At 65.4% G+C, this 19,696-nt stretch carries 15 protein-coding genes; all 15 read right to left on the minus strand.

What is annotated here, in order from left to right; translation table 11 throughout:
- Positions 1-5: 5 nt before the first annotated feature.
- Positions 6-1,031 carry a porphobilinogen synthase gene (gene hemB / locus KU884_RS00980; protein ID WP_254432137.1) on the minus strand — a complete coding sequence of 342 codons (1,026 nt, stop codon included), beginning with the start codon at positions 1,029-1,031 and terminating at the stop codon, positions 6-8.
- A gap of 142 nt (positions 1,032-1,173) precedes the next feature.
- Entirely contained in the window at positions 1,174-2,130 is a 957-nt protein-coding gene (locus KU884_RS00985) for a radical SAM protein (protein WP_167780868.1), read from the minus strand.
- Between the two features lie 81 nt (positions 2,131-2,211).
- A complete protein-coding gene (locus tag KU884_RS00990) occupies positions 2,212-2,685 on the minus strand; it encodes a bis(5'-nucleosyl)-tetraphosphatase (protein WP_167780869.1) in 474 nt (157 codons plus the stop codon).
- 24 nt (positions 2,686-2,709) lie between these two features.
- Positions 2,710-3,786 carry a uroporphyrinogen decarboxylase gene (hemE, locus tag KU884_RS00995; protein WP_167780871.1) on the minus strand — a complete coding sequence of 359 codons (1,077 nt, stop codon included), beginning with the start codon at positions 3,784-3,786 and terminating at the stop codon, positions 2,710-2,712.
- A gap of 152 nt (positions 3,787-3,938) precedes the next feature.
- Entirely contained in the window at positions 3,939-5,345 is a 1,407-nt protein-coding gene (locus tag KU884_RS01000; RefSeq protein ID WP_167780872.1) for an FAD-dependent oxidoreductase, read from the minus strand.
- 79 nt (positions 5,346-5,424) lie between these two features.
- Positions 5,425-9,900 carry a glutamate synthase large subunit gene (gltB, locus tag KU884_RS01005; protein ID WP_254432138.1) on the minus strand — a complete coding sequence of 1,492 codons (4,476 nt, stop codon included), beginning with the start codon at positions 9,898-9,900 and terminating at the stop codon, positions 5,425-5,427.
- A 270-nt stretch (positions 9,901-10,170) separates the two neighbouring features.
- A complete protein-coding gene (locus KU884_RS01010; RefSeq protein ID WP_167780873.1) occupies positions 10,171-11,370 on the minus strand; it encodes an Ig domain-containing protein in 1,200 nt (399 codons plus the stop codon).
- Positions 11,371-11,651: 281 nt separating this feature from the next.
- Positions 11,652-12,767: a deoxyguanosinetriphosphate triphosphohydrolase gene (locus KU884_RS01015; RefSeq protein ID WP_254432232.1), complete on the minus strand. Its 1,116-nt coding sequence runs from the start codon at positions 12,765-12,767 to the stop codon at positions 11,652-11,654.
- A gap of 54 nt (positions 12,768-12,821) precedes the next feature.
- Positions 12,822-13,934, minus strand: a complete 1,113-nt coding sequence (aroB, locus tag KU884_RS01020; protein ID WP_167780875.1) for a 3-dehydroquinate synthase — start codon at positions 13,932-13,934, stop codon at positions 12,822-12,824.
- On the minus strand, positions 13,931-14,455 hold the full coding sequence (gene aroK / locus KU884_RS01025) for a shikimate kinase AroK (protein ID WP_167780876.1): 525 nt from the start codon (positions 14,453-14,455) through the stop codon (positions 13,931-13,933). The genes aroB and aroK overlap by 4 nt, the downstream gene beginning before the upstream one ends.
- Positions 14,456-14,589: 134 nt before the next feature.
- Entirely contained in the window at positions 14,590-16,773 is a 2,184-nt protein-coding gene (pilQ, locus tag KU884_RS01030; RefSeq protein WP_254432139.1) for a type IV pilus secretin PilQ, read from the minus strand.
- Between the two features lie 20 nt (positions 16,774-16,793).
- Entirely contained in the window at positions 16,794-17,348 is a 555-nt protein-coding gene (locus KU884_RS01035; RefSeq protein WP_167780877.1) for a pilus assembly protein PilP, read from the minus strand.
- Positions 17,345-17,938 (minus strand): type 4a pilus biogenesis protein PilO, encoded by a 594-nt coding sequence (locus KU884_RS01040; protein ID WP_167780878.1) that lies wholly within the window; start codon positions 17,936-17,938, stop codon positions 17,345-17,347. The genes KU884_RS01035 and KU884_RS01040 overlap by 4 nt, the downstream gene beginning before the upstream one ends.
- Entirely contained in the window at positions 17,935-18,510 is a 576-nt protein-coding gene (locus KU884_RS01045) for a PilN domain-containing protein (RefSeq protein WP_167780879.1), read from the minus strand. Before KU884_RS01045 ends, KU884_RS01040 begins: the two co-directional genes overlap by 4 nt.
- Positions 18,507-19,568, minus strand: coding sequence for a pilus assembly protein PilM (locus tag KU884_RS01050; RefSeq protein ID WP_167780881.1), 1,062 nt, complete (start codon positions 19,566-19,568; stop codon positions 18,507-18,509). Before KU884_RS01050 ends, KU884_RS01045 begins: the two co-directional genes overlap by 4 nt.
- Between the last annotated feature and the right edge of the window lie 128 nt (positions 19,569-19,696).

Consider the following 19,696-nt stretch of genomic DNA (forward strand, 5'->3'; position numbering starts at 1 on the left):
TCCGTTCACCGGCCTTCTTCTTCGCGCAACCATTGCGCGACCCGGCCGGCGAAGTAGGTGAGAATCCCGTCAGCGCCGGCGCGCTTCATGGCGGTGAGTGCCTCCAGAGCGCAGGCCCGTTCGTCCAGCCAGCCTTCCTTCACCGCTGCCATCAGCATGGCGTATTCACCGCTGACCTGGTAGGCGAACGTGGGGGCGCCGAACGTGGTGTGTACGCGGTGGATGACGTCCAGGTAAGGCATGGCCGGCTTGACCATGACCATGTCGGCGCCTTCTTCCAGGTCCAGGGCCACCTCGCGGATGGCCTCGTCCGTGTTGGCCGGGTCCATCTGGTAGGTCTGCTTGCCCGCGGCGCCCAGATTGGTGGCCGAGCCCACGGCGTCGCGGAACGGGCCGTAGTAGCTGGAGGCGTACTTGGCAGAGTAGGCCATGATGCGGGTGTGTGGGTGGGCGGCGGCCTCCAGGGCCTCGCGGATGGCGCCGATCCGCCCATCCATCATGTCCGAGGGTGCGACGATGTCCACGCCCGCCTCGGCGTGGCAGAGTGCCTGGCGCACCAGGATCTCCACGGTGTCGTCGTTGAGGATGTGGCCTTGTTCGTCCATGACGCCGTCCTGGCCGTGGCTGGTGAACGGGTCCAGGGCCACGTCGGTCATGACGCCGAGCTCGGGAAGCTGCGCCTTGACGGCGCGGACGGCACGCGGGGCCAGGCCGTTGGGGTTGCAGGCCTCGCGCGCGTCCGGCGTTTTCAGGTCCGGCGGCGTGACCGGGAAGATCGCAATGGCCGGCACGCCCAGTTCCAGCAGCCTTGCAGCCTCTTCCAGCAACAGGTCGATGGACAGCCGCTCGACGCCGGGCATGGAGGGGACCGGCTCGCGCTTACCCTCGCCGTCGATGACGAACAGCGGCTGGATGAGATCATCGCAGCTCAGCCGGTTTTCCCGCATCAGCCGGCGGGAGAAGGCATCACGGCGCATGCGGCGCATGCGCACGCCCGGAAAATAGCCGATGGTGGTGCTGTGCGTGGTCATTGGGCATCCTGCGTCGGGTTGTCCGCCGCATTATGCCTGCCGCGAGGTCATCCACCCAAACGAAGCCCCGGCGCTAAGAATGCCGTCCCCGCGTAGGGTGGACCTTCAGGTCCACCCTACGTTCTGCCCGGGCTATAGCCACCTACCCGCCACAGCTGGCGCCGCCGAGCACACAGAACTTGGCGCAATGGGGGTGGTTCAGGGCCACGTCCGTGAAGCTGCCAAGCAGCGTGCGGCTGAGCTCGAACTGCGGGTCGTAGGGGAGCAGGGTGCAGGGCACCACCACCGGATGCTCCGCTCCCTTGCGCTTGATCACCATCCGGGAGCTGGCGCACATCATGTCGTCCGGCGAGGCGCCGGTCTTGGCCCAGCAGGCCTCGGTGATCTCGGGCACATCGATGGTTTCGTCCATCTCCGGGAAGAGCACCACCCGCGCAGGGTCGTCCGCGTCCAGCGCGATGCGCTCGCGACGGAACAGGTTCCGGTAGCCGGCCCGCATCTCGGCCTCGGTCTCGCCGGAGAACAGCCGCCCGGCGATGTCCACGTTGAAGCCGTTGCTGGTCAGCCAGTGCAGTCCCTTGACGGTGGGTGCCCAGGATTTGGGGCCGCGCTCTTCCTCGTGCACCGCCTCGTCATAATGGTCAATGGACACGCGCACGGTCAGGCGGTCGCCGTACTCTCGCCGTAGCGACAGTAGCCCGTCGGCACACTTCATCATTGGCTTCATGGCGTTGGTGAGCACCAGAACGTCGAACCCCCGGCCCAGCGCATCCTCGAGGATCGCCAGGATGTCCGGGTTCATGAACGGTTCACCGCCGGTGAGGCCAATACTGCGGGTACCCAGGTTTTCCCGCTGGATTTCATCCAGATACTCTGCGACTTCGTCGGTGGTGAGATACACCAGGCTGTCGTTGCGGGGCGAGGATTCGATGTAGCAGTTGCGGCACTCCAGGTTGCAGAGTGTGCCGGTGCACAACCACAGCGTCTCCAGACGTTGCAAACGCACATGGGCGCGCGGCTCACCGTCTGCTGTGGTCCGGGGGTCCCGGAACTTGCGGGGGTCGATCAGATAGTGTGGCGTCCTGGCGACGTCATCCATCGGCGAATCTCCGAACATGGAAACCTGGGGGCAGGGTAATCGATCCGCAGGTCGCGCCCCATGAGGGAAAGTGCGTAATCTTCACTGCCGGCTTGCAGAGGCCTGTTCACCACCGTCGCTTTGCGCCGGGCCGCTCTCGTGATTGCTGAGGCGCTGCTCCGCCCACTCCAGCACTCGCTTGACCCGGGGAGAGGCGAGCTGACGGGCCCGGCGGAAGCTGACCCACCGGTATTCCTGGTGCTCGGGACGGCCGAGTTCGGGGTTCACGCCCAGCACCACATGGCGGCTGTGGGTCTCCGCCAGGTAATAGCGCGCAACTTTTCCCCGGGCGTAGGGGCCGGTCTCGACGTAGTCATGGCCGCGGATGAAGTCCAGATCGCGGATGCCGGTTTCCTCGCGGACTTCCCGGAGTGCGGCCTGGATGGGTTTCTCGCCGTCTTCCACCTGGCCTTTGGGGGAATCCCAGTACTGAAAGGCGCGGAGCAGCAGGCAGCGCCAGGCATCGCCCTCGCGCCGCACCACCACGACTCCTGCGGAAAGCGTCCGCACCTTCATGCCGGTATCCTCGGTTATGCCTGCTTACCCCTGATGATAGCGGGGACTGAGCGCGTGTACTGCCTCGATCATGGCGCCGGCATGATCCGGGTTCACCTCCGGGTGGATGCCGTGGCCCAGGTTGAACACGTGCCCGGTGCCGGTGCCGTACGATGCGAGGATCTCACCGACGTGCTGCTCGATCACGGTGGGCGACGCGTACAGGGCGCTGGGATCCAGGTTGCCCTGAAGCGCGACGCGATCCCCCACGCGCCGGCGGGCATCGCCGATGTCCTGGGTCCAGTCGATGCCCAGGCCGTCCGCACCGAACCCCGCCATGGCCTCCAGCCAGGGGCCACCGTTCTTGGTAAAGAACACGACCGGCACGCGCCGGCCCTCTGCTGTCTTGGACAGCCCGGAGATGATTTGTTCCGCGTAACGTAGCGAGAACTCCCGGTAGGTCTGCGGTGTCAGGACGCCGCCCCAGGTGTCGAAGATCATCAGGCTCTGGGCGCCGGCGGCGATCTGCGCATTGAGATAGGCGGTGACGGCACGGGCAGTCTTGTCCAGCAGCCGGTGCATGAGATCGGGCCGGTCATAGAGCATGCCCTTGCACCAGGCGTAGTTCTTCGAACTGCTGCCCTCGATCATGTAGGTGGCCAGGGTCCACGGACTGCCAGCGAAACCAATCAGCGGCACCCGGCCGTTCAGTTCCTGGCGGATCAGCCGTACTGCGTCCGGGACGTACCGGAGTTCATCTTCCGGGTCGGGGATGGGGAGTGCATCCACTGCCGCCTCGTCCCGCACCGTGCGCTCGAAGCGGGGCCCTTCGCCGGTGACGAAATGCAGCCCCAGGCCCATGGCGTCGGGAATGGTAAGGATGTCGGAGAACAGGATGGCGGCGTCCAGGCGAAACCGCTCCAGGGGCTGGAGGGTGACCTCACAGGCGAGTTCCGGAGTCCGGCACAGGGTCATGAAGTCGCCGGCCCGCTGCCGGGTGGCCCGGTATTCCGGCAGATAGCGCCCGGCCTGGCGCATCATCCACACGGGCGTGCGCTCGGTGGGTTCACGCAGCAGGGCGCGGAGGAGGAGGTCGTTCTGGAGCGGGGCGGGTGTGGTCAACGCAGCCTCCTGAGCCGTGGTGATTGTGCCGAAATTTCGTGCGTGCAGTCTTTGTAGGAGCGACGTCAGTCGCGATTGTCGCGTGCATCGACGGCGCAATCGCGACTGACGTCGCTCCTACAGGGGCAGAGCCGGGACCTCCGCCGGAGGCCTCAGACCTCCAGGTAGTTCAGGATCCCCTTGGCGGCCTCGCGGCCTTCGAACACGGCGGTGACCACCAGGTCGGAGCCGCGCACCATGTCGCCGCCGGAGAAGATCTTCGGGTTGCCGGTCTGGCCGAAGAACTGCTCATCCTTGCGGATGGTGACACGATCCCGGTCGTCCGTGTCGATGGCGTAGTCGCTGAACCACTCCGCCGGGCTGGGGCGGAAGCCGAAGGCGATCAGCACCCGGTCGGCGGGGATCACCTCCTCACTGCCGGGTACCGGTTCCGGGCGCCGGCGGCCGCGCTCGTCGGGCTCACCCAGTTGGGTGGTGACCACCTTGACGCCCTCCACCTTGCCGTCACCGACGATCTCCACCGGCTGCCGGTTCCACATGAACTTCACGCCCTCTTCCTTGGCGTTGACCACCTCGCGACGGGAGCCGGGCATGTTCTCCTCGTCCCGGCGGTAGGCGCAGGTCACGCTCTTGGCGCCCTGACGGATGGAGGTGCGGTTGCAGTCCATGGCGGTGTCGCCGCCGCCGAGGATGACCACCCGCTTGCCCTGCATGTCGATGAACTCGCCCGGATCCTGCTGGTAACCGAGTTCCTTGTTGATGTTCGATACCAGGAACGGCAGCGCCTCGTAGACACCGGGCAGGTCCTCCCCCGGAAAGCCGCCGCGCATGTAGGTATAGGTACCCATGCCCAGGAACACGGCGTCGTATTCGCGCTCCAGTTCGGCGAACTCCACGTCCTTGCCGATCTCGGTGTTGAGCCGGAATTCGACGCCCATCTCTTCCATGATGTTGCGCCGGGTGCGGACGATCTCCTTCTCCAGCTTGAACGGCGGGATACCGAAGGTCAGCAGACCACCGATCTCCGGGTACTTGTCGTAGACCACCGCCTTGACGCCGCTGCGCACGAGGATGTCCGCAGCCCCCAGGCCGGCGGGTCCGGCACCGATCACGGCCACCTTCTTGCCGGTATCCACGACGCCGGACATGTCCGGGCGCCAGCCGGCCTTGAAGGCCTCGTCGGTGATGTAGCGCTCGATATTGCCGATGGTCACGGCGCCGAAGCCGTCGTTCAGCGTGCAGGCGCCTTCGCACAGGCGGTCCTGCGGACACACGCGGCCGCAGACTTCCGGCAGGGAATTGGTGCGGTGGGAGAGCTCGGCGGCCTCGAACAGATTCCCCTCGGCGATGAGCTTCAGCCAGTTGGGGATGTAGTTGTGCACGGGGCACTTCCACTCGCAGTAGGGGTTACCGCAGTCCAGACAGCGGTCGGCCTGGGCGGCGGCGGTCTCCTTGTCGAACTGGTCGTAGATCTCGTTGAAGTTGCCGACACGGACCTCCACGGCTTCCTTTCGCGGGTCCTGACGCGGGACTTCGATGAACTGAAAGTTGTTTCCCATGGGTTCCTGTCGCGTTCGTCGTTATCGGGTGTACCGGGTAAGGAGACGGCCGGCGCCCTGCGGCGCCGGCCGGGATGGATCACGCGGCCTGGCGCAGGGTGTCCAGAATGCTCTGGAGATCCGCCGCCTTCGGCTTCACCAGCCAGAATCGCCGGCTGTAGTCGCGGAAGTTGTCCAGGATCTCCTGGCCCCATGCGCTGCCCGTCTCGCGGACGTACTCGCGGATCATGCTCTTGAGGTAGTTCCGGTGCGCTTCCATGGACTCCGACTGCACCCGGTGGATGTCGATGAGTTCGTGGTTGTAGCTGTCCACGAACTCGTTTTCCAGGTCCAGCACGAAGGCGAAGCCGCCGGTCATGCCGGCGCCGAAGTTCAGCCCGGTAGGGCCGAGACAGCAGACCACGCCACCGGTCATGTACTCGCAGCCATGGTCCCCCATGCCCTCCACCACGGCATGCGCGCCGGAGTTCCGTACCGCGAACCGCTCACCCACGGTGCCGGCGGCGAACAGCTTGCCGCCGGTGGCACCGTACAGGCAGGTATTGCCCATGATGGTGGTCGCGTTGGTGCGGAAGGTGCTGGCCTTCGGCGGATGGATGACCAGTTTGCCGCCGGCCATGCCCTTGCCGACATAGTCGTTGGCGTCGCCGGCCAGGTGCATGTGCAGACCGGCCGCGTTCCAGACACCGAAGCTCTGCCCCGCGCTGCCCTCCAGGCGCAGCACCAACGGATGGTCCGCCATGCCGTAGTTGCCGTGACGCTGGGCAATCTCGCCGGACAGCCGCGCACCGATGGAGCGGTTCATGTTCTTCACCGGGAAGTGGAACTCGCCTCCGGATTTCGACTCGATGGCCGGCAGGCACTGGCGCACCATCTCCTCGGCCAGTTCACCCTTGTCGAAGGGCACGTTGCTGGGCTCGATGCAGTGGCGCGGCTTGTCCGCCGGCACGCCGCCGTCGGAGAGCAGCGGCGTCAGGTCCAGCTGCTGCTGCTTCTCCGTCTCGCCCGGGAGGATCTCCAGCAGGTCGGTGCGGCCGATGAGGTCCTCAAGCCGGCGCACGCCGAGCTTGGCCATCCACTCCCGGGTTTCCTCGGCGACGAAGCGGAAGTAGTTGGCCACCTTCTCGGGGGTGCCGATGAAGTGCTTGAGCCGCAGCACCTTCTCCTGGGTGGCCACGCCGGTGGCGCAGTTGTTCAGGTGGCAGATGCGCAGGTACTTGCAGCCCATGGCCACCATGGGCGCGGTGCCGAAGCCGAAGCTCTCGGCGCCGAGAATGGCGCCCTTGATGACGTCGAGCCCCGTCTTCATGCCGCCATCGGCCTGCACGCGCACCTTGCCGCGCAGGTCGTTGGCGCGCAGGGCGTGGTGGGTTTCCACCAGACCCAGCTCCCACGGGGCGCCGGCGTACTTCACCGAGGTCAGCGGACTGGCGCCGGTGCCACCGTCATAGCCCGCGATGGTTATGAGGTCGGCGTATGCCTTGGCCACGCCGGCGGCGATGGTGCCGACACCGGCCACGGACACCAGTTTCACCGAGACCAGCGCCTGCGGATTGACCTGCTTGAGGTCGAAGATCAGCTGGGCCAGGTCCTCGATGGAGTAAATGTCGTGGTGCGGCGGCGGCGAGATCAGCGCCACGCCGGGCTTGGAGAAGCGCAGCCGGCCGATCATCTCGTTGACCTTGTGGCCGGGCAGCTGACCGCCCTCGCCGGGCTTGGCACCCTGGGCCACCTTGATCTGCAGCACCTCGGCGTTCACCAGGTAGTGCGGCGTGACGCCGAAGCGCCCCGAGGCCACCTGCTTGATCTTGGACATGCGCTCGGTGCCGTAGCGCGCTTCGTCCTCGCCGCCCTCGCCCGAGTTGGAGCGCCCGCCCAGGCGGTTCATGGCAATGGCCAGGGACTCGTGGGCCTCGGGGGAGAGCGCGCCCAGGGACATGCCGGCGGAGTCGAAGCGCGGCAGGATGTCCTCGATGGGCTCGACCTCGTCGATATCCAGCGCAGTCTCGCCATCCTTGAGCCTGAGCAGGTCGCGGAAGACCATGGGCTGGCGCTTGTTCACCAACTCGGCGAACTCGTTCCATACGCCCCGGTCACCGGTTTCCACGGCCTCCTGCAGCAGCTGCACCACGTCCGGATTGAAGGCGTGGTACTCGCCGTTCTGCACGTACTTGAGCAGCCCGCCCTTGCGCACCGGGATGCGCGGTGTGAACGCTTCCCGGGCCAACACCTTCTGGTCGCTCTCCAGATCCCGGAAGCGGCTGCCCTGGATACGGCTGACGCTGCCGGTGAAGCACTGCTCCACCACCTCGTCGGCCAGACCCACCACCTCGAACAGCTGGGCACCCCGGTAGCTGGCGATGGTGGAGATGCCCATCTTCGAGAGGATCTTGAACAGGCCCTTGTTGATGCCCTTGCGGTAGTTGCGTCGCAGCTGATCCACCGGGGTCGCCTTGATCTGGCCGCTGCGCCGCATGTCGCGGATGGAGGCATAGGCCAGGTAGGGGTAGACCGCCGTGGCGCCGTAGCCGATGAGCACGGCGAAGTGGTGGGGATCCCGCGCGGTGGCCGTCTCCACCACGATGTTGGCGTCGCAGCGCAGGCCGCGGGCCACCAGCCGATGATGGACGGCACCGGTGGCCAGCAGTGCGTGGACCGGCAGCTTGCCCTTTTCCACATAGCGGTCGCTGAGGACGATGATGACCTTGTCATCCCGCACTGCCTGCTCGGCCTCGTCGGCGATGCGGGCGATGGCGGCTTTCAGCCCCTCGTCGGCGTCGTACTGGAGGTCAATAACGTGGTTGGCGTACGCCGGGTCGTCCTGGTTGAGCAGCGACAGGAACTTGGTGCGCGACAGCACCGGTGATTCCACCACCAGGCGCCGGGCGTGTTCCTCCGTCTCATTGAAGATGTTCAGCTCGCGCCCCAGACAGGTCTCCAGGGACATGACGATCTGCTCGCGCAGCGGGTCGATGGCCGGGTTGGTGACCTGGGCGAACTGCTGGCGGAAGTAGTCGTACAGGGCGCGCTCGTTGCGCGAGAGCACCGGCAGCGGCGTGTCGTCGCCCATGGAGCCCACGGCCTCCTGGCCGCCCTCGGCCAGCACCCGCACGATCTGGTCGTTCTCTTCCAGCGTGAGGTTGTAGAGCTTCTTGAACACCGGCAGCTCGTCCTCGCTGATGGGGCTGCCGCTGTCCTCCAGCTCCGTCTCCTCGAGGGTGGACTCCAGGCGCTGCAGGTGGTTGTGGAGCCAGCGCTTGTAGGGCTGGCGCTGCTTCAGCCGGTCATCGATGGTCCGGGGCAGCAGCAGTTCGCCGGTCTCGGTGTCCACGGCCAGCATCTCGCCGGGCTTGAGGCGACCCTTGGCCTCCACGTCCTCGGCGGCGTAGTCATACACGCCGATCTCCGAGGCGAGGGTGATGTGGCGGTCCTTGGTGATGACGTACCGCGCCGGCCGCAGGCCGTTACGATCCAGCACGCAGGCAGCGTGGCGCCCTTCGGTGAGCACGATGCCCGCCGGGCCGTCCCACGGCTCGATGTGCATGGAGTGGTATTCGTAGAACGCCCGCAGGTCCGTGTCCATGCTGTCCACGTTCTGCCAGGCCGGCGGAATCATGATGCGCATGGCGCGGAAAATGTCCATGCCGCCAGCGAGCATGGCGTCGAGCATGTTGTCCAGGCTGTTGGAGTCCGAGCCCTCGTTGCTCACCAGCGGGGCGACCTTGTCCATGTCCGGGATCAGCGGCGTGTCGAACTTCGCCGCCCGGGCGTTGGCCCAGTTGCGGTTGCCCTGCACGGTATTGATCTCGCCGTTGTGGGCGAGGAACCGGAACGGCTGTGCCAGGCGCCACTGGGGCCAGGTGTTGGTAGAGAAGCGCTGGTGGAAGACGCAGATGGCGGTTTCCATGCGCGGGTCGTTGAGATCCTGGTAGAACACCGGCAGGTATTCCGGCATGACCAGGCCCTTGTAGGAGAGCACCTGGCTGGAGAGGCTCGGGATGTAGAACAGGTCGTCGTCCGGCTCGATGGCCTTCTCGGCGACGCGGCGGGCGGTGTAGAGGTGGCGGCCGAAGTTGGCGTCATCCATGCCTTCCGGGCAGTTGACGAACACCTGCTCGATCCGCGGCAGGGTCTTCAGCGCCTCCTCGCCACAGGCGGAGGGGTCCGTGGGAACATCGCGCCAGCCCGGAACCTCCAGGCCTTCGTCGGTGAGTGCGCGGGTCAGCGTATCCCGGGCGTGTTTCGCGCTGGCGTCGTCAGTGCTGAGGAACACGGTGCCCACCGCGTACTGCTCTGCCAGCTGCCAGCCCTGTTCGGCGGCAACGGCGCGCAGGAAGCCGTCGGGCTTCTTGATCAGCAGCCCGCAGCCGTCACCGGTCTTGCCGTCGGCGGCGACGGCGCCGCGGTGGGTCAGCCGCGCCAGGGCGCTGATGGCGGTGGAGAGCACCCAGTGGCTGGGCTGCCCGTCCATGTGCGCGATCAATCCGAACCCGCAGTTGTCCTTCTCGAAGCTCGGCCGATACAGCGTCGGCCTGTCAGCGTTCTCGTATCTCAAGGGGAATGCCTCTGCGTGATGGTTAATGTCGTCCGGGGAGGAGCGCCGCCCGCACCAGCCGAGGGCGGGCAAATCGTCGCGCGCCATCCACACCGGCACGCAACCGCCTCCATCCGTGGGGCAAAGGGCCAACTAGTATAGCGCCTTGGGGTGCAGGTCGACAAATGAAGGGGGTGTAAGCACCGCCTCGGTGGAAAAGGAAGCCAGCCAGGCAGACGGTGGGCGTTTGCCCGGCTGGCGGAGAGGAGTCAGAAAAGCGGGTGTGGCTGCTCAGTCGTCCTCAACATCGATCGAGAATTCCTGGGAGTCTGATCGGCCCTGGTTGTCTTCCACATGCACCCGGAAGACGTAGCGGCCCGTTTCCACGTCCTCGCTAACAGTTCCCTTCAGAATGCCGGCGTCATCCAGAGCCATTCCGTCGGGAAGCATGCCGCCTTCAAGCGACCATGTGTACGGTCCGGAATCTGAAATCGCCTCGAAAGCCCAATCCGGGGGAACGGTGGCGCCGGGAGCGATGGCGTCGAACGCGGCGTTACTGGTCGTGATCTGGGGGCCTTCATCAGGCTGACCGACGGCAATCTGGACATCCGTCATGGCTTCGCCAGAGGAATGGAACGCCTGAATGTCAAGATTCGTGGTGTCGATGCCGTCCAACCCCGTGACGTAAAAATTGGCCATACCATCACTGGTGGGGAGTTCGAGCTCGTCCTGGTTGACGGCCTCCTTGTTGCCACCGAGCTGGACCGAGCTTGCCGATTCGGAATCCGGCGCTATCGTGACGTAACTGTCTTTACTATCGGCTACCGGTTTGCCGTCTTCGTTCAGAACCGTGACCGAGAACTGTTGCGGGCTGTTCGACGGGATTCGTCGCGGCGTCGGGCCTTGAACGAGGATGCTGGTGCCCGCGGGGTCGCCGGAAAGCGTGGTCGGATTGCCCACGTCGAACGTTCTGGTTTCGGACAGCGAAACTCCGTCGGCGGCCATGGAAGCCCGGAAGCGCACGGTGCCGGAGACGGTTCCCGCGATGATGAACGTGGCAGTGTCGGCGGTCAGCTCCACGGGGACCGCAACGTAGCTCCCACAGGCGTCGTCACCGTTGTCGTCTTCGCCGCCGCCGTTCTCGTCCGGATCAGGGAAGCGGCTCAGGATGGCACGGCCTTCGTCCAGCCATTCGATGGCTCCCTGAACCTCCGTGCCGCCCAAGTCGCCGGCGCCACTGCCGTCGCTGCGCGAGATGCGAACCTGGATATGGCGAACGTCGTCGCTTGCCGCCGAGCAAAGGACTTCATCATCCCCGGTGAAGATGGGGATATACGGGGTGTCACTGTCGACCTGCGATGCCGAAATGGACATCTCGAGCTGCGGTTGAAGAGGATCCTGGCCTTCTGTATTGCACCCGGCAATCACTAGGGCAAAGGCGCCCGCTGCCGCTATTCGAATCAGGCCGGTTAGTGGGACTTGCTTGTTCATGGTGTGGTTCCCCCGTGTGCCACCCGAGGCGAGGGCGGCGTGAATGGGCGGTTTTCCTTGAAAACCGCCCGTCGTCCGTGAACTTCGATTGTTCTGCATTAACGTTTTATTGCGATGTTGAAACGTCGAGTCAACAATACGCTCCAGTATATTGTTTTCGTGTTCTGGATCAATGCAACTGCTGGCCGAAGCCCGGGTTATTCTTCGGTTTTCGTGATCTCTGTCACGTCCGGGATTCCTCGCAAGCGCAATCTCTCTTGTCGTCGTGTCCACCGATGGACTCAAGTCAGAGTTCGAGGGTTGAACAGGCGCTCGTGTTCTTCGATGGCATACCGATCCGTCATCCCGGCAATGTAATCCGCAACGGCACGGGCGCGGCCCGCATCGCCGTCGGTCGCTTCCAGCGCGCGGCTGTGCTCGCAATGTTGCGGCGGCATCAGCGCCGGGTCATTGGTAAACGCCCCGAACAGCCGCGTGATGGTTCGCTTCGCCTTCTCGGCCATGCGGTAGACGCGGTGATGACGGTAGAGGGCGCCGAACAGGAAGCGTTTCAACTCCAGATGATCCTTCTGCATGCCGTCACTGAACCGAAGCATCGGTTCCGTTTGTGCGCGGACGTCGTCGATGCTGGCCGGGTCCTCCCGCCGCAGGTTGTCGCTGGTGGTGTTGATGATGTCGCCGACCTGGGTGGCAATCATGTTGCGTACGGTCTCGTAGATCAGGCGCCGGCGATCGATGTCCGGGTGGTTCGCGCGGACCTCCGCCAGCAGACGGCCGAGGAGGCCGAGGCGTTCAAGATCTTCCAGCTCGAGCAGGCCCGCCCGTAGGCCATCATCCACATCGTGGCTGTTATAGGCCACTTCATCGGCCAGGTTGGCGAGCTGGGCTTCCAGGCCCGGTTGCGTGCGGTTGAGGAAACGCTCGCCCAGGGTGTCGAGGGTGCGGGCGTTGGCCCTGGAGCAGTGCTTGAGAATCCCCTCCCGGGTCTCGTAGGTGAGGTTGAGGCCATCGAAGCGCGCATAGCGCTGTTCCAGCACATCCACCACCCGCAGGGACTGCAGGTTGTGTTCGAAGCCGCCGTGGCCGGCCATGCAGGCGTTCAGGGCATCCTGGCCGGCGTGACCAAAGGGCGTGTGCCCCAGGTCGTGGGCGAGGGTAATGGCCTCGGTGAGGTCCTCGTTGAGATCCAGCGCCCGGGCGATGGTGCGGGCGATCTGGCAGACCTCCAGGGTGTGCGTCAGCCGCGTGCGGAACAGGTCGCCCTCGTGGTTGATGAAGACCTGGGTTTTGTACTCCAGCCGCCGGAACGCCGAGGCGTGAATGATCCTGTCCCGATCCCGCTGGAAGGGGTTGCGGAACGTTGCTTCTTCCTCGGGCCGGGCCCGGCCGCGGCTCATGGCCGGGTTGGCGGCGTATGCGGCGAGCGGTCGAGCCTCGGATGTCGCCACGGTTCACAGGCCCCCGGTGAAGTGGTCCAGGGTCGCCCGCAGCGTTGCGTCCGGCACCTCGTCGGTGACAGTGGCATGCCCGATACGCCGCTGCAGGACAAGGCGGATCCGTCCGCCCTGCGCCTTTTTGTCCACTGCCATCAGTTCCAGGAACCGCTGGCTGGGGATCCCGGAGGGTGGGGCGACAGGGAGCTTGGCGCGCCGGAGCAGGTCCAGGATGCGCATCTGCTCTTCGGCGCTCAGCCAGTCCATCGCCCGCGCCAGGTGGGCGGCCATGGCGATGCCGGCGCCCACGGCTTCGCCATGCAGCCAGCTGCTGTACCCGGTTGCCGTCTCAATGGCGTGGCCGAAGGTATGGCCCAGGTTCAGGGTTGCGCGAACGCCCTGTTCGCGCTCATCTGCCGCCACCACGGCGGCCTTGTTGGCACAGGAGCGTTCGATGGCGTAGGCCAGTGCCTGTTCGTCCCGGGCCAGCAGGGCGCCGATGTTGGCTTCCAGCCAGGCGAAGAATTCCGCGTCGCGGATCAGTCCGTACTTGATCACCTCGGCCAGGCCGGCGGAAATCTCTCTCTCGGGCAGGGTGGCCAGCACACCGGTGTCGGCAATAACCCCCAGGGGCTGATGGAAGGCCCCGATCATGTTCTTGCCCAGCGGGTGATTGACCCCGGTCTTGCCACCCACGGAGGAGTCCACCTGTGCCAGGAGGGTGGTCGGGATCTGCACGAAGGCGACGCCGCGCTGGTACGCCGCTGCTGCGAATCCGGCGAGATCGCCGATCACGCCGCCGCCCAGGGCAATGACGGTGCAGCTGCGCTCGAAGCGGTGCTCCAGCAGGCTGTCCCAGACCTTTTCGCAGCTGGCCACGGTCTTGTGGGCTTCGCCGTCGGGGAGTGTCAGGGTCTGCGTGTGTTTGCCGTCCAGGCTGCGCAGGAGGGTATCCAGATACAGGGGCGCCACGGTTTCGTTGCTTACCACCAGCGCCTGACGCCCGGGCAGCCAGCTGGTCAGTTCGTCACCGTTGCCGAGCTGTCCCGGGCCGATGACGATGGGGTAGCTGCGATCGCCCAGCGCCACGGTGAGCCGGTGAGCCGGTGTCGTGGTGCCTGAGGTGCTCATGCCGGGTGTTCCTCGAGGGCAGCCATGATCCGTTGAACCATCTGGCCGATGGAGCCCCGATCGGTGCTGACGGTGATGTGCGCCGTTGCCTCGTACAGTGGTTGGCGTTCCGCCATCAGCGCTTCCAGGCGTTCCTGCGGGTTCTCTGTTTGCAGCAGCGGTCGCCGCTTGTCCTTGCCGGTACGACGCAGCTGCTCCGCCACCGACGTGTCCAGGTACACCACCATGCCCTGATCTCGCAGGCGGGCGCGGGTGTCCGCGTCCAGCACCGCGCCGCCACCGGTGGCGAGAACACAGGCGGGCTCATTCAGGAGATCAGCAATGGCGTCCTTTTCGCGTTGCCGGAAGCCGGCTTCTCCCTCGACGTCGAAGATCCGCGCGATCTCCACGCCGGTGCGCTCGCGGATGACCTGGTCACTGTCGATGAACGGACGTCCAAGGTCGCGGGCGAGCCGCTTGCCGATGGTGGACTTGCCGGCGCCCATGGGGCCGATGAGTACGATGTGTCGGGATGGGTCCATGCCACTTCGATCCGGACGACCAGGGGAGAGAGGGAAGCCTACCGCTTGTGCAGAGGATGTTGAAGAGCCACGGTTCCCGAAGCAGCGCAGCCCCCGGGCGTGAGCATCCGGGGGCCGCTGCGCCTGGTCGCCGATCAGCGCGGCACGCTGTCGCCGCTGAGGCTTTCCTGCAGGATCCGCGGTGTGACAAAGATCAGCAGTTCGCTGTTCTCGTCCACCGCCGAGCGGTTACGGAACAGCCAGCCCACGGCGGGCAGGGAGCCGAAGAACGGAACCCTGGACTCCTGTTCGCGCCGCTCCCGCTCGTAGATGCCGCCGAGGACCACCGTCTCGCCGTTGTCCACCAGCACCTGGGTGGTGACGGATTGAGTGTCGATGCTCGGTACCCCGGCGAAGACTTCGCCGACAGTGTCCTGGCTCACCTCCAGGTCCATGATGATGCGGTCATCCGGGGTGATCTGCGGGGTCACGTCTAGCGCTAGCAGGGCTTCCTGGAAGGAGACGTTGGTGGCGCCGCTGGCCGTGGCTTCCTGGTAGGGAATCTCCACGCCCTGGCGGATGCTCGCCGTCTTCTGGTTCGACGTGATCACCCGCGGGCTGGAGACCACTTCACCGCGGCCTTCCGTCTCCATGGCGGAGAGTTCCAGTTGCAGCAGGCGGTCGCCGATGCGGCCCACGGCCAGGCCGACGGAACCTGCCGCGCTGTCCACCGGCAGATCCACAAGCATGCCCTCGGCGGCACCAAGGGTCGAGGCGCCGGCAGCAGGAGAGGTCTCGAACCCGGTCGTCCCTTCAGCGATACCGCCGGATTGGGTGCCCCCGACCTGGTAGCCGTCGTTACCCGATGTGCCCGCTGCACTTGCTCCGAACCGCACGCCCAGGTCACGACTGAAGTCATCGTTGGCGATGACAATGCGGGATTCGATGAGCACCTGGCGTACCGGCACATCCAGACGGTTCACCAGCGAGCGGATGCTGGAGAGGTTCTCGTCGGTGTCCCGGATGATCAGGGTGTTGGTGCGCTCGTCGATGGTCACCTGGCCGCGGCTGGAGAGCAGGGACGTCTCCTCCGAGCGGATCAGATTGGCCAGGTCATTGGCGGTGGCATAGTTGATCTCAAAGAACTCCGAACGCAGCGGTGCCATTTCCTCCCGCTCCCGCTCGGCTTCCATCTGCTGACGCTCCCGGGCCGCGATTTCCTCCGCCGGCCCCACCAGCATGACATTGCCGGAGACGCGCTTGTCCAGGCCCTGGGTCTGCAGGATGATGTCCAGCGCCTGGTCCCAGGGCACGTTCTGCAGCCGCAGGGTGATGTTGCCGGTCACCGAGTCGCTGACTACGACATTCATACCCGTGAAATCGGCGATAAGCTGCAGCACCGACCGGACTTCAATGTCCTGGAAGTTCAGGGACAGCCGATCGCCGGTGTACTCGGGCTCTTCGGCTTCGCGTTCTTCTTCGGTCAGCGGGCGGAACTCCACGGTGAACTGGTTGCCGGCCTGGTACCCCATGTAGTCATAGTCCTCGCCCTCGATGGGCTGGATGCGCATCACCGTGTCGCCGCCCTCCTGGCGCGTCTCGATGGTCTCCACTGGTGTCGCGAAGTCCACCACATTGAGCCGCCGCTGCAGCTGTTCCGGGACTTCGGTGTCGCGGAAGCGCGCCTCGATGCGGCCACGGCTGCGGCGCAGGTCCACGGGCACGCGGGCGTCGCTCATGTCGATGACGACTCGCCCGGTGCCGTCCGGCCCGCGCTGGAAGTCGATGTCTTCCAGGGCACTGCCCCTGGGTGCTTCCTGTTCCTCGTCGGCGCCGATCATTTCGGCGTCCCGCGGGGCCGTGTCCCGGCGTTCGGTGCGGGCAACACTGTCGGGGCGACCACCAAGGAAAACATGGAACGTGTTGCCGTCGACTTCGTAGTCGTACTCGGTCATCTCGGCGAGATTCAGCACCACCCGGGTGCGCCCGTCGGCCTCGGCCGTGGACACTCCTTCGACATTACCGACCCCGATACGCATGCTGCGTTCGTCGAGGCGGTTGCGTGTCCCGGGGAAATCGAAGGTGATCCGTGCGGGGTCGTCGATGGTGAAACTGCTGGTGTCTGCCGGCGCGTTCTCCAGCTCCATGGAGACCTGGATGCGGTTGCCCGGCAGCGTGGAGTAGCTGATATCACGCAGGGCATTCTCCGCCAGCGCCTCGCCCGCCAGGAGCAGCCCGGCTGCCAGGGCCATGAGGCGGCCGCCGAGGCGCCCGCCCGCACCGCCGCTTCCCCTGGTGGTGGCATTCGTCCACGCCGTGCCCGTTGCAAACCTCGTCATGGTGGTCGACTCCCTCTGCCTTATTCTCGTGTCGTCAGCGAGGCTTCGCGCTCGCGCCAGCCGCCTTCCTGGGCAGGAACCAGCTCCAGGACCTCAACGCGCTGCTCGGAGATCTGCTGAATCTCGCCGTGGTTCTGGCCCAGGTAGTTGCCTTCCTGGACTCGATGGATCGTGCCGCCCGGGTCCCGGATCAGCGCCCAGCGCTGACCATCCTGCTCGAGGATCCCTGTCATGCGCATGGAGTCCAGCTCGAACCGCTCCAGCGGTTCCCGGGCTCGGTCACGATCCGGGCTCGGTCCGTCCGCGACATCCTCGGTTTCGTCCTCCGGCTCGGCGAAGCTGAGCTGCGCGAATGGGTCGCGGATGTCGAAGTCGGGATATCGGTGACTGCGCGCCGGCTCCGGTTCGGGAACCGGGTCCAGTGGCTGGGCCGGGCGCGCATGGATTCTCTCGATTTCTTCCTCCAGGTCGTCCGTGTCCCGGGTGCAGCCAGCCAGCAGCATGCTGCCTGCTGCCAGCAGGATCAGGACCAGGCCGGAGGTGTTCACGGGGCGGGAGGTGCGCTGTTCCATCATTCGCCCTCCTCCAGGTACCAGTACGTGCGCGCAGTGGCCTGCATGGTCAGTTCGCCGTCGTCGCCGCCGCCGTCAGTGATGGTGACATCGTGCAGTGTGACAATACGCGGAAGGTTGGCCACGCCACTGACGAAGCGCCCGAACTCGTGGTAACGGCCGCGGACCTCGATGTCGATGGGCATTTCTGCGTAAAACTCCCGCTCCTGGGTGCTCTGCGGCCGAAACAGTTCGAATTCCAGGCCCGAGGCCAGTCCGGTCTGGGAAATGTCCACCAGCAGGCCGGCAACTTCCACCCGGCTGGGCAGCTGACGAAGCATGGCGCCGAAGGAGTCCTCCATCTCTTCCAGTTGCGCCTTGTAATCGTCCAGGGCCGCGGCGCGGCGCTGCCGGATCTCGAACTGGGAGCGCAGCTGGTCCTCCTCGCCCTGGACCTGCTCCAGGCGCTGCTGCTGGTCCTGCCAGTCGAAATACCAACCGGCCGCGACCACCGCGGCCAGGACGATGACCAGGACGATCGCCTTTGCCGGCCAGGGCCAGATCCCGATTTCGTTGAAGTCGAGTTCGTTCAGGTTGATTTCGGAGAGCTTCATTGGTCGGCCTCCCCGTTGAGTTCGTCCTCGTCCGGTTCGGATTGCTGGACGCGCAGGGAGAAGTCGCTGACCCGGCTGCCGTCGCGGTCGCGTACCTCGATCACCTGCAGGTCGGGATCGGCAAGCCAGGGGGAGCCGTCCAGGCGTTCCATGTAATCCGAAACCCGGGCGTTGGACTCGGCAACTCCCTCGATGGTCAGGCTGTCGGAGCTTTGCTCCAGGCGCTCCAGGAAAACGCCCTCCGGCAGTGTCGTGGCAACTTCCTCGAACAAGTGAACGATCTGCGGCCGACCTGCCTGAAGTTCCTCAATGACATTCATGCGCGCCAGAAGCTGGTCCCGCAGCGTCTCGAGTTCCTCGATCTCTTCGATCTGCCGGTCGAGCTCCGCAATTTCATCCTCGAGCATCTGGTTGCGGTGCTCGTGATAGTCCACGAGCCCGGACAGGTGCCAGTGCCCGGCGTACCAGATGGCGACGCCAAGCACCGCCGTGAGACCGAGGATGACGAAGAATTCCACCTGGCGCTGCTTCTTGAGCTCTTCGCGCCAGGGGAGCAGGTTGATCCGGGTCATGCGTCGAAACTCCTCATGGCCAGGCCGCAGGCGATAATCAGGGCCGGGGCGTCCTCGCTGAGGCGTTCCGGCTTGATGCGGGATGAAACGGCCATGTTGGCGAACGGGTTGGCGACCTGTGTCGGCACCCCCGTTTCTTCTTCGATCAGTTGAGCCACACCCGGGATAACGGCGCAGCCTCCAGCGAGCAACAGGGCGTCCACGGTATTGTGCTGGCTGGCGCCGTAGAAGAACTGCAGTGAGCGCACCACCTGCTGCGCCATGGCGTGCTTGAACGGTTCCAGCACTTCTTCCTCGTAGCTGTCCGGCAGCCCGCCCTGACGCTTGGCGCGGCCGGCTTCCTCGAAGGAGAGGCCGTAACGCCGCTGAATCTCCTCGGTGAGCTGGCGGCCGCCGAACACCTGCTCGCGGGTGTAAATGATCTGCCGGTCTTCCAGAACGGTCAGGGTGGTCATGGTGGCGCCCACGTCCACCACGGCGACGGCCTGGTCCCGGCCCTGTCCGCCCAGGTCCGATGCCAGCAGCGAGAACGCCGTCTCCGTCGCATAGCTCTCGACGTCCATGACCCGAGGCGTGATGCCGGCCGCTTCGCAGGCGTCCACCCGACTCTCGACATTGTCGGACCGGGACGCCACGAGCAGCACGTCGACATTGTTTTCGCCTTCCGACGCCCCCATCACCTGAAAATCGAGGTTAACCTCGTCCAGCGGGTAGGGAACGTACTGATCGGCCTGCAGCTCGATCTGAGCCTCCAGCTCCTGTTCGCCCAGGTCCGCCGGCATGGCGATGGTCTTGCTGATGGCGGCGGAGCCCGGCACGGCCAGAGCGGCAGAGCGGAGCTTGGTGCGAGACCGCTTCACTGCGGCCTTGATGGCCTCGGAAACGGCATCGATATCAGAGATGCTTTTTTCCACCACGGCATTGGCGGGGAGCGGCTCCACCGCGTAGCTTTCAACGCGATACTTGCCGTCCTGGCCCTTGAGCTCCAGCAGCTTGATGGCGGTGGAGCTGATGTCGATGCCCAGCAGTGGTGGGCTTTTCTTGCGAAAGAGTCCCACGGAAAATCCCTTGTCGTTATATGGCTTTAGGGTAAGGATGTGCCCTGGAACATTCAGAGTTCATCCTAACTATAGATCAAAAGGCGGGAAATGAAAATCGAGGCCTTTGATCCAGTGCTCGTCCCTGC

This window comes from Aquisalimonas sp. 2447 (assembly GCF_012044895.1).
Lineage (GTDB): Bacteria > Pseudomonadota > Gammaproteobacteria > Nitrococcales > Aquisalimonadaceae > Aquisalimonas.

Bases quoted from the DNA above. Each gene is read 5' to 3' on its own strand.
- hemB (WP_254432137.1), bottom strand. From the start codon at position 1,031: ATGACCACGCACAGCACCACCATCGGCTATTTTCCGGGCGTGCGCATG.
- KU884_RS00985 (WP_167780868.1), bottom strand. From the start codon at position 2,130: ATGGATGACGTCGCCAGGACGCCACACTATCTGATCGACCCCCGCAAG.
- KU884_RS00990 (WP_167780869.1), bottom strand. From the start codon at position 2,685: ATGAAGGTGCGGACGCTTTCCGCAGGAGTCGTGGTGGTGCGGCGCGAG.
- KU884_RS01000 (WP_167780872.1), bottom strand. From the start codon at position 5,345: ATGGGAAACAACTTTCAGTTCATCGAAGTCCCGCGTCAGGACCCGCGA.
- KU884_RS01010 (WP_167780873.1), bottom strand. From the start codon at position 11,370: ATGAACAAGCAAGTCCCACTAACCGGCCTGATTCGAATAGCGGCAGCG.
- KU884_RS01015 (WP_254432232.1), bottom strand. From the start codon at position 12,767: ATGAGCCGCGGCCGGGCCCGGCCCGAGGAAGAAGCAACGTTCCGCAAC.
- aroB (WP_167780875.1), bottom strand. From the start codon at position 13,934: ATGAGCACCTCAGGCACCACGACACCGGCTCACCGGCTCACCGTGGCG.
- aroK (WP_167780876.1), bottom strand. From the start codon at position 14,455: ATGGACCCATCCCGACACATCGTACTCATCGGCCCCATGGGCGCCGGC.
- pilQ (WP_254432139.1), bottom strand. From the start codon at position 16,773: ATGACGAGGTTTGCAACGGGCACGGCGTGGACGAATGCCACCACCAGG.
- KU884_RS01035 (WP_167780877.1), bottom strand. From the start codon at position 17,348: ATGATGGAACAGCGCACCTCCCGCCCCGTGAACACCTCCGGCCTGGTC.
- KU884_RS01040 (WP_167780878.1), bottom strand. From the start codon at position 17,938: ATGAAGCTCTCCGAAATCAACCTGAACGAACTCGACTTCAACGAAATC.
- KU884_RS01045 (WP_167780879.1), bottom strand. From the start codon at position 18,510: ATGACCCGGATCAACCTGCTCCCCTGGCGCGAAGAGCTCAAGAAGCAG.